Genomic DNA, 8479 nt, shown 5'->3' on the forward strand with positions numbered 1-8479 from the left:
CTTGGATCGCATTTGCAACCAAATGGCAAGAAGGCAGCAGCCAACTCAATTTGGCAAGGGGTCGCCCGTTATACCCGTAGGGTTAACGGGTGGGGAATTGCTACTAGGAAATAAAAGCGAAGCAACATTATGTTGAAAAATTGTACTCATAGCCATCAGAAGAGTGAACGGTCGTCAAATACTTGGGATGAACATCAAATCGTCTGTCAGGCAACAGCAACATAAAACTTGGTCTAAACCTGATAGCAATTCGTCCCGTGTATTTTCCTGCATATTTACCAGAGGGAATATCGGCTTTAACAATGTCCCCAGTGGTAAACCCCATATAAAATTTAGCTTTTGGTGCATGACGTGCAGGAAAACCGTATTTATCGGGTCGGCATCTCTGTCTAGTTCCGTGTCCTTTTGCAGTTACCTTGAGAGGCTTGATTCCCCGAACTAATAGCTATTCTGGAGTAGAATCCCCTACACAAGTGGCATCTGTCCAGTGCTGCTTCTCAATCCCTCTGGTTTGACGATTAAACTTTGTCCGACCACCAGAACCTATTTCTACAGGCAAGTCTGTAGATTGAAGCCTTCTATAAAGTTCCCAACGAGTAGTATTAACAGCAGCCGCATCTTTAAGTGGTGATGAAGCTTGAGCTAAAACCCGCTTGAGAAGTAATGGTTTTTTCTTCAGGAACTCTTCGATAGATTTGTTGCCCTTGGCTTGGTTACAGGAATGACAGCTAAGACAAAGGTTACTGACCCTGTTAGAGCCTCCTTTACTTCGAGCCAGGATATGCTCAATTTCAAATGGGACATTCTCAACGCCACAGTAAGCACATTTCCTGTTCCACTTTTGGAGCAAATACTCTTTAACCTCAAACCCAAATAGCTCACCCCGTTGGTACTCGATCCCACTAATTTCGGGGTTTTGCATTTGTTGTAGGTCAAATCAAACTAGCTCTTGGGAAATTGCGGTAATTGGGCAGATTTTTCTGATGCGCTTCACCCAGGTTTCAATGTTAGCAATTCGACTTTCAAGAGACGGTGGCAGCCAGCCATGTTTGCGGGTTCGGTTTAAGCAACGAGGTTTGCGGTAACGAGTTTTGCGGTTGCGGCGACCCCTTCTTAAAGACCTGCGAGACTCGATGGAGTCTTTAATCTGCTGCCCTCTGTGAGTTATTTCAAGAGCATTTGTAACGCGCCCTGTTGGCTCTTGAACGACAGCAAAACCAGTCGTTTTGCTGCCGGGGTCTATTTTGATGCGGTGCGGGTGAGTTGTTGATTCTTCAAGGGTTCTGTCTGGTAGCACGATGGTGAAAGGGCAACGTTTAAATACTTGAGCCCTCCCTTTGTTTAACAGTTCTCTCGCCCGCGCTTGATGGCAGGGGTCGAGAGGTTTTAGGTTTCGATCTAGTACAAAAACTCGCATTACTTTGAGCCTCTCATTACTGGTTAAGTTTGCCTCGACAATGTTATTAAGTCTTGTTAGGTACAGCTCACTGGCTTAACTCATTACACCTGTTTAAAGCTGTACGAAAGAGCTACAAACTGGCACGTATCTGTAGGTTTCATGAACCCAATAACGTAGTTCTTCCGAACTGAGTCTGGTCAAGTTAGAGCTTCTTATAAGCTCCCGTCATACCCGGAACGGGTTGACGGTGAGTTCTTGACAAGAGTTAGTTAGTGGAGAGAATTTTGCTATTAAAAGCATCCCGGGTAGGAAAGATCTCGAAAACTCGATCCATGCTGGTGAGTTCAAATAAAATGCGGATTTGCTCGTTGATAGAACAGACGACTAATTGACTCCCAGCGGCCCGGACTGTTTTGAGCGCCAATACTAAAGCGCCCAAACCAGAACTATCCATAAAAGTCACATCTTGGAAGTCTATCAATACCACATCGGCTCCCGCTTCCACTAGGTCGCTAATCTCTTGGCGGAATTGACTTGCCTTGGTGCCGTCTAAAATGCCAGAGGGCTGAATAATTTTAACTACAGGACTCATATTTTGCGATGGGAATGTCAGAATTGCTAGCCAGACTAGGCTAAGTATAGCTGCGAGATGGACTCCGATCCAAATAAGAGAAAGGGAAAATCAGAGAACGGGAGAATATTGTTGAGTGCAAGAGATGGCGCTCTTTGCGGATGGGAACGCTGATGGGACTCGCAGCGCTGTACCACCGCGAGCGAATTGTGAGATGGGGAAAATTTTTGTTCTGCTGAATGCAGAATGGCATCAAACTAAGCTAACTTTGGCACGGTAGAGGAGTTTATCGCCTTGTGTATAGCCTGTGTAGCGGACTTTGACGGGTTCTCCGGCCTGGGCTGTTCCTTCGATGAGCTGGTGCTGTTGCGGGTTGTAGGGAATCTCTGCTCCGACAGGGGCGATCGCCTCTATGCCCCAATGCTGCAATAACTGCTCGACGGGGCGCAGCAACGGCAGCAGTTTCTGGGCCCGCAAGTTATGATTTTCCTGAGCTTTGCTCGCAGCAGTCGGCCACTGCAACATCCAAGATTCTAAAATTTGCACGCTCGATAGCTGGAATTCCTGCATCAAAGATTCTCGCTGCTGTGCGATCGCAACTTGGAGGCGCTGATATTCTTGTTCTAAGGCTGTGGGTGGTGCCTTTTCTAGGGCTGTGGGTGGTGCTTTTTCTAACTCTACAAAGTCTGGCGCCAAGGTTGCGAGCAGTTCAGTTAAGGAAATTTGCAAAGCTTGACTGATTTTGAGCAGGATGTCGGCTCGGGTTTTCAAAGCTAAGCCGCGACGCAGGCGGATGACCTGAATTTCGGGAACTCCTGCTTTTTGGCTGAGTTCTCGATCGCTCGAAATCCCGGCCTGTTGCATCAGCCGTTGCAGTTGAGGAGCATAATCTGGAATATTAGCTGCCACGAAAATTCATCCAAATCAATAAATGGACATATTCTCGATCGTAAACTGTCACGAGCCTTAAGGAAATACATCTTTGGGGCGGGTGAGCAGCAACTGCCCACAACAGAAGTGGCACAGGCATGGAGCCTGTGGCGGGCAAGATGCCCACCCCACAACAGAAGTGGCTATTTGACGGCAACTTTCTGGGCGACGGCTGTTGCAGTTGTCGCAGAACCTTGCAAATGTGCTTCTAGGAACCACAAACGCTTGTCAATTGCCCGGGAGATTTCGGTGTACAAGTCGGCTGTATCGGCGTCGCCGAGTTCTGATGCTTTATCGATCGCAACTCGTAGATGTTGGGCGTAGGGTGCGTAGCGATCGGCTAAAGCAGTGACGTATTCCTTACCATCTAGAATGTCGAAAGGAAATTCTGGCAGGATCGAATCTGCGGCTGCTGTGCGGGCTGTTCCGACAGCTAAACCGCCCAAAGCAGTGACTCGTTCGGCAACCGTATCGACGTATTCTTCCAGTTCTCCCGCCATTTCGTCAAACAGTAAGTGCAACTGGTAGAAATCCATGCCTTTGACGTTCCAGTGAGCTTGCTTGACTTGAGTTTTTAAGTCCAGAGTAGTTGCTAGCGTGGCGTTGAGCAGCGCGACTATTTGAGAGCGGGTGGCGGCTGACATATCGATGCGCGTCGGGTAAAGGTGTTGTTTGTGGTTGTTGGTTGTCATAGGTTTTTAGGTTGTGGGTAGTGATTGTCGATCGAATTTCTGAGACTGTTTTGACAGTTTTGGCAGTTTTGACAGTTTTGGGCGATCGAATATTTGCTTCTCGTGAATTGGTCAGGCTAGGTGCATCTGCAACACAGCACGGGGAGCTCGGCGGATTTTGCACGGGATAGTTTCTAAACCGAGACGCTGGCAAGCTTCATACCGGTGGCAGCCAGAAAATCCGTAATACTGGCCATCTACTTCTAGCACGTCGATGGGTTCGTTTAAACCTACCTCGCGGATGGATTCCATGAGGGCGGCTACTTTAGTTTGGTCGTTGACTCGGGGCAAGGGGCGGCGAATCTGGTTGAGGGGTATGGCTTCGATCCTCATGGTGGGTATCTTTTTTGCTTCTTGTTAAATCATACTCGTAATGACTTCGACTTGGCAAGCAAAATGTCGGGAAATTTTGAGATTGGGAGAACGGGGGCGTGCGATCGACCGTTAGCTTTAGTGTGGGGGAATGGAGGGCGATCGAATGCGGGTGGGAGAATCAGCATTAAAAATTCCTTCCCATCACCTGGGTAGCTCAATTCATTGTCCGTGTATTGACGTTTGAATTCCCTAAAGTTATAATTTTATGAGGCAAAGCCTAGGGGTAGTCGTTACGACTGCCGCATCATAACCGCTGAAAAATAACCGCTGAAAAGGCGGTTTTAGCGTTTTTTTAGACAGCGGATTTCATTGCCATGTAATGGTAGGTCTTGAGGAATCTTTCAGCAATTTTTGAAGTCCACTAGAAGACTATTAATGATAGCTTCGTAGCTCTAACCATACCATTTAATTAATGAAAATTATAAAGCAAATTGCACAGAATTTAAAGCAAGCCATCTCAGACAGAGATCAAAAGCTAGCTTTAGACTTGTTTCGAGCGGGATTACAACAAAGTGAGGCGGATTTTGTAGATCAACTACGAAAATTTGGTGTACTTCGATGCTCAAACTATGATTTCCAATCTCAGATACTTAATTCTTTGATAAATGAAACTGGGAAAATAAACATCAGCCAGGATAGCCAAGTTTACTTTGAATCTATAAAATCGCTTCTTTCCATCTCAAGAAATATTCAAACCTTATTTAAGGTTTTACTTAAAGAGGTTGATTATCTTGAGATAAAAAGTTACCTAGTTGCAGTTGATTCATTGTTCTGGCCACTTTATGATCTTCAAGCAGTTGATTCATTGTTCTGGCCACTTGATGGTCTTCAACAAGACCACGTTAATCGCTACTCTGTATGTAAGGAAGAGCTAGCTTCAGCCTTTTCTTTATATCTTTATCATAGCCATGACAAAAAGGTTATAGATAAATCAAATATTAATAAAGTCAATGAAAAACGCTTAAACGATGAATATTACCTTACCAAATTAGAGGATTTTAACAAATTAATTTTTTTTAAAGAGTCTGAAGTGCTTGTAGATAGTTTTGGTTATACAGTTACACAAAATGATGCAAAAATTATTATAAAAGCACCTGACCCAAAGTTTGAGATGAGCCGTTGTCTCGGCTACATAAGACAATCAATGCAAGAGATTGCTAACTCGTTTGATTCTTTGTCCGAATTATCAGAAATAACAGAAAGATACCCCTCTATATTGGAATTTTCAAAGGCGTATTATCAAAAGTTTAAAGACTCTACATTTAAGATTATAGACAGTCCTTTAAAACGAATTGTCATGCAATTTAACCCTCAAAATTTAAGTAAATTTTTGGACACTAACAGTCTTTTTTTGGAAGAGGATATGATTCTCAAACAACTTGAAACTAATTTATTTATTGACTATGAAAAAGTAAATGAAATCCCAGTTTCCCAAAGCTTATCATTATTCGACATCATTAAAGTACAACGGTTATTTGCATTTATGTTATTCGTTCTTACGGAGTATATAGACTCTAACAATCTCTTTAAGTCTAAGTTATTTTGGCGATCTATGCCTGTTTTACAAGCCAATGAACTCAAAGATTTATTGGCTAGTTTTTTGGGAGAACAAAAGGCAAAAGAAATTTTTGAGTTATTTACTTGGAGATTAGAAAGCAAGAATATATTTGATTTACAAACATACCCATTTATTAATGTTGAAGATTGGATACTTTTACCTCTGGGAATTTTAACTAACTCTGAGCTTTGTAGAAACGTTCTTCAATCAACTGGTTTTAGATTTGATTCAAAATCATCTGAAGATCCAATTGTTCTGGAGATGGAGAGATGCTTAAAACCAGTATCATCAATATTTGAAACCAATTTAAAATATTCTTTTAAGGGCATTGAAGGCGACGTAGATGTCTTAGCGGGACTTAAACATAAAATACGGTAAAAATAGGTTATAATGGTTACAGAGCAAGCATCTAAGGTTAAAAAATGACCGATGAAAGAGACAACCCCCGCTGCGATGCCCCCCTGCTTCGATAGATGGTGTCAAAGATTTGACGATATTTTTGGTCATCTTGCCCAAAAACGAGAGTTTAGGAACTATTTAGGGGGATTATTGGGAGAAAGTGAACGAAAAAACCTGTCGCAGATGGCAGAAAATGCTGTGGGAGTAACTTATCACAAATTACATCATTTTTTAACAACAGCGCCTTGGTCATTCAATGAACTCAATCAACGTCGTTTAGACGTAATGAATCAATGTAATCAAACCAAGATTAGTCGAGGATTTAGCCTGATAATAGATGATTCAGGTCACCGAAAAAGTGGTAATTTTACCGACGCTGTAGGCAGACAATACATCGGACAAATCGGAAAAACTGATAATGGGGTAGTAGTAGTTACCAGTCATCTATATGATGGTAAGAAGAGCCTGCCATTAGATATTGAATTGTATAAAAAAGCCGACTCATTACCCTCCGGAAAAGATGATCCAGACTTCAAGAAAAAGCCAGAAATAGCCATAAATTTAATCGACAAGACCTGCTTCGAGAGGCTATAAACCAGGAATAGTCTTGATGGATTCAGGGTATGGTAATAACACCAGTTTTTTACAAGAATTAGAAAACCGCAAATTAAAATATATCGGAGGACTTGCCAAGAATCGCAAAGTAATAATTCAAAAAACAGTAGATGAAACAGAAGAGATTCGAGTAGATAATTTAGCTAAATCCTTACCTGTAGAGGCTTTCACAAAAATTCAACTGTCTTTAGAACGACCGAGAACAGTATGGGTAGCAATTCAATTCGTCGAATTATCAAAATGCACGGGTAAGAAAGTAATGGCTATCGTCATGAATGCAGAAACTTTCGATACCGCCACTGAAATAGATTATTTGATGAGTAATGCTGACTCGTCAATAGCGACAGAGGAGTGGATAGTAAAAACTTATTCAGAAAGAAATTGGGTTGAAGTTTTCTATCGGGAAGCCAAGGGATGGTTGGGATTAAATGAATATCAAGTCAGGGATGAAACCAGCCTGAAAAGACATTTCATTCTGGTATTTTGTGCCTACACTTTCATTCTCTGGCATAGGTTAACAGGAGGATTAAGACGCCAATGGGCAAACAAACCTTTAAATACTTTTACTCAGGCACTCGAAGCATTTCGGACAGCCATATCTTTTAGGTTCGTAAAATGGTTGAACCAAAATTTCGACGTATTCTCCGCTTATAAAGCCAGTTTAGGCTTTGTTTGGGCTTAAAATTTGTTTAAGTCCCGTTAGCTGTTGTAGATAATTGCCTATTTATATTTGAATGCAAAAACTCATTGCATCCTTGTAATATGTTTGAATTGAGAACCACTTATGATTGCATTCAGAAAGCCGCAATTCAATTGACTCGCTTCCAAAATTTATGGCAGCAAGAAGCTTTCAGAAAGTATTTAGCAACAAAGATTAAAACACACAATCATTTGCCATCACAATTATGTTCATGTATTGTCATGGGAAATCGAATGTTTTCAGGTTTACGTGAACAAGGGCATAGCGTCAGACCAATCCGGGAGCTTTGTTACATCATCTCTAAAGGAGAAATTCTACTTAATTCATATGATATTTATGACCAAGATGCAGGTAAGAAGAGCATTATCAAATTTAAACTATGGAAGGAAGACCAATTAAAGGCAGAAGATTTATTGGGTTATATTCAAGAAGATTCTCTTCATAAGTGCTATTTCAATTCTCTGATCAGAATTGAGCAAACAATTAAACTGAAGAACAAATCTCTAGTTCAAGAGTCGTATGCTTTTAGTCATGAGAGGTTTCTTGAGCAGTTAGTAGATAACTTTAGATTTACCGAGAATCTGTAGGGCTTTCATAGGTATCCTCAGAGTATTACACCAAGCTGTTTTTAGCTTGTTTTTATCTCTAACCTCGCCCTAACTTGATCGTGAACACTAACATTTTCTATTGAGTTAGGCAAAATTTGGTGATTAGCCTGACTTTCTTGCGTCTCACTCTGGAATTCGGGCAATAAGCAGCGCCCTAAAACAAGCTCGATCGCCAATTCACAAAAAATGGCCGCATCTGCTACGGAATCATCTCAACTCAATCCAGCAATAATATTGACACTCATAGCCAAAATAGCGGTGTTAAAAAAGAACGACAGCACGCTGTGAAAAAGCACGAGAAATCTCATGGAACGAGAAGTGGTCTGCACGTCTGCAACTTGGCAAGTCATCCCAATCCCAAAGGAGAAATATAAAAAATCGTAATTGCTCAACCCCCTTGACAAGAAGACAAGATAGACATTAGATAAAGGAATGGAAAAACTCCCCGACCTAAAACAACTATCGAACGAGGCAAAAGAAGCCTTGATAGTAGAGCTATGGGAGAAAATCCAAAAACTCAGTGCAATATTAGCCACCTACGAACCAAAACCAGAGCCAGAGCCATCTCCTAAAAAAACGAGCAAAAATTCTAG

Annotated in this window: 9 protein-coding genes and 2 pseudogenes; 3 read left to right on the plus strand and 8 right to left on the minus strand. The window is 41.9% G+C overall.

The window, feature by feature from the left end; genetic code table 11:
* Window positions 1–127 precede the first annotated feature (127 nt).
* From iscB to QZW82_RS12050, 7 genes and pseudogenes are all read right to left on the minus strand, one after another.
* Window positions 128–1417, minus strand: a pseudogene (iscB, locus tag QZW82_RS12020) (RNA-guided endonuclease IscB).
* A 247-nt stretch (window positions 1418–1664) separates the two neighbouring features.
* Complete coding sequence (locus QZW82_RS12025) at window positions 1665–1991, minus strand: STAS domain-containing protein (protein WP_293148351.1); 327 nt, start codon at window positions 1989–1991, stop codon at window positions 1665–1667.
* A 231-nt stretch (window positions 1992–2222) separates the two neighbouring features.
* Window positions 2223–2879 (minus strand): helix-turn-helix domain-containing protein, encoded by a 657-nt coding sequence (locus tag QZW82_RS12030; protein WP_293148353.1) that lies wholly within the window; start codon window positions 2877–2879, stop codon window positions 2223–2225.
* Window positions 2869–3000, minus strand: a complete 132-nt coding sequence (locus tag QZW82_RS12035; protein WP_293148355.1) for a hypothetical protein — start codon at window positions 2998–3000, stop codon at window positions 2869–2871. The genes QZW82_RS12030 and QZW82_RS12035 overlap by 11 nt, the downstream gene beginning before the upstream one ends.
* A 43-nt stretch (window positions 3001–3043) precedes the next feature.
* Window positions 3044–3592, minus strand: coding sequence for a DNA starvation/stationary phase protection protein Dps (gene dps, locus QZW82_RS12040; RefSeq protein ID WP_293148357.1), 549 nt, complete (start codon window positions 3590–3592; stop codon window positions 3044–3046).
* A gap of 111 nt (window positions 3593–3703) precedes the next feature.
* Window positions 3704–3964 (minus strand): sulfiredoxin, encoded by a 261-nt coding sequence (locus tag QZW82_RS12045; protein WP_293148359.1) that lies wholly within the window; start codon window positions 3962–3964, stop codon window positions 3704–3706.
* A gap of 29 nt (window positions 3965–3993) precedes the next feature.
* Window positions 3994–4131: a hypothetical protein gene (locus QZW82_RS12050; protein ID WP_293148361.1), complete on the minus strand. Its 138-nt coding sequence runs from the start codon at window positions 4129–4131 to the stop codon at window positions 3994–3996.
* A 287-nt stretch (window positions 4132–4418) separates the two neighbouring features.
* On the opposite strand from QZW82_RS12050, the gene QZW82_RS12055 reads away from it, so the two are divergent.
* The 3 genes and pseudogenes from QZW82_RS12055 to QZW82_RS12065 all read left to right on the plus strand — a co-directional run bounded on the left by QZW82_RS12055 (window position 4419) and on the right by QZW82_RS12065 (window position 7865).
* Entirely contained in the window at window positions 4419–5942 is a 1524-nt protein-coding gene (locus tag QZW82_RS12055) for a hypothetical protein (protein ID WP_293148363.1), read from the plus strand.
* 51 nt (window positions 5943–5993) lie between these two features.
* A pseudogene (locus QZW82_RS12060) lies at window positions 5994–7260 on the plus strand (IS701 family transposase).
* An 80-nt stretch (window positions 7261–7340) separates the two neighbouring features.
* A complete protein-coding gene (locus QZW82_RS12065; RefSeq protein WP_293148365.1) occupies window positions 7341–7865 on the plus strand; it encodes a hypothetical protein in 525 nt (174 codons plus the stop codon).
* A 233-nt stretch (window positions 7866–8098) separates the two neighbouring features.
* Here QZW82_RS12065 and QZW82_RS12070 read toward each other — a convergent pair whose 3' ends face one another.
* The gene (locus QZW82_RS12070) at window positions 8099–8422 is read right to left on the minus strand and encodes a DUF1345 domain-containing protein (protein ID WP_293148367.1); all 324 of its coding nucleotides are present in this window, start codon (window positions 8420–8422) and stop codon (window positions 8099–8101) included.
* Between the last annotated feature and the right edge of the window lie 57 nt (window positions 8423–8479).

This window comes from Microcoleus sp. bin48.metabat.b7b8b9.023, assembly GCF_013299185.1.
Taxonomy (GTDB): Bacteria; Cyanobacteriota; Cyanobacteriia; order Cyanobacteriales; family Microcoleaceae; genus Microcoleus.

What these genes read in the sequence shown, in the direction of transcription:
- QZW82_RS12050 (WP_293148361.1), bottom strand. Translation starts at nt 4,131, where the DNA reads ATGCTGATTCTCCCACCCGCATTCGATCGCCCTCCATTCCCCCACACT.
- QZW82_RS12045 (WP_293148359.1), bottom strand. Translation starts at nt 3,964, where the DNA reads ATGAGGATCGAAGCCATACCCCTCAACCAGATTCGCCGCCCCTTGCCC.
- dps (WP_293148357.1), bottom strand. Translation starts at nt 3,592, where the DNA reads ATGACAACCAACAACCACAAACAACACCTTTACCCGACGCGCATCGAT.
- QZW82_RS12035 (WP_293148355.1), bottom strand. Translation starts at nt 3,000, where the DNA reads ATGCCTGTGCCACTTCTGTTGTGGGCAGTTGCTGCTCACCCGCCCCAA.
- QZW82_RS12025 (WP_293148351.1), bottom strand. Translation starts at nt 1,991, where the DNA reads ATGAGTCCTGTAGTTAAAATTATTCAGCCCTCTGGCATTTTAGACGGC.
- QZW82_RS12055 (WP_293148363.1), top strand. Translation starts at nt 4,419, where the DNA reads ATGAAAATTATAAAGCAAATTGCACAGAATTTAAAGCAAGCCATCTCA.
- QZW82_RS12065 (WP_293148365.1), top strand. Translation starts at nt 7,341, where the DNA reads ATGTTTGAATTGAGAACCACTTATGATTGCATTCAGAAAGCCGCAATT.